A 554-nucleotide genomic window follows, 5' to 3' on the forward strand; every position below is an offset into this window, starting at 1 on the left:
GTGGCGATCGCCCGCGCGCTGGCCACCGAGCCGCAGCTGCTGATCGCCGACGAGCCGACGGGCCAGCTCGACTCCGAGACCGGCCTCGCCGTGATGGAACTGCTCCGCGCCGTGGTCCACTCGCAGGGCGTCACCGCCCTGGTCGCCACCCACGACCCGACTCTGATGGCCCAGGCCGACCGGGTCGTCTCGCTGCACGACGGGCAGATCGTGGACTGACGGACGGTCAGCAGTACTGCAGTTCCTGCCGCTCCTGGACGAGGAAGATCCCGGGGAGGACCTCCTCGGAACGGACCAGGATCTGCACCGCCAGGTCGTCCGGCCAGGCGGTCCCGACCGACCAGTGGGCCCCGCTCAGCCGGGCCTCGGTCAGCCGGGCGGAGCCGAGTTGGGCGTGCCGCAGGTCGACGCCGGTCAGATCGGCGTACCGCAGGTCGGCGTGCGCCAGGTCGGCGTGCGCCAGCGTCGCGCCCTTGAGGTCGGCACCGCGCAGTTGGGTGCCGACCAGCACGGCGCGGGTCAGATCCGCTCCGGCCAGGTCGGAGGCGTCGAGG

Annotated in this window: 1 protein-coding gene and 1 pseudogene; one reads left to right on the forward strand and one right to left on the reverse strand. The window is 73.1% G+C overall.

The window, feature by feature from the left end:
* Positions 1–219: pseudogene (locus tag ABD323_RS44700) on the forward strand (ABC transporter ATP-binding protein); the annotation flags it as partial.
* Between the two features lie 7 nt (positions 220–226).
* Here ABD323_RS44700 and ABD323_RS44705 read toward each other — a convergent pair.
* On the reverse strand, positions 227–554 hold a 328-nt coding region (locus ABD323_RS44705; protein ID WP_344447692.1), incomplete at its 5' end, for a pentapeptide repeat-containing protein.

The sequence above is a fragment of the Kitasatospora nipponensis genome, assembly GCF_039528135.1.
Classification (GTDB): Bacteria; Actinomycetota; Actinomycetes; order Streptomycetales; family Streptomycetaceae; genus Kitasatospora; species Kitasatospora nipponensis.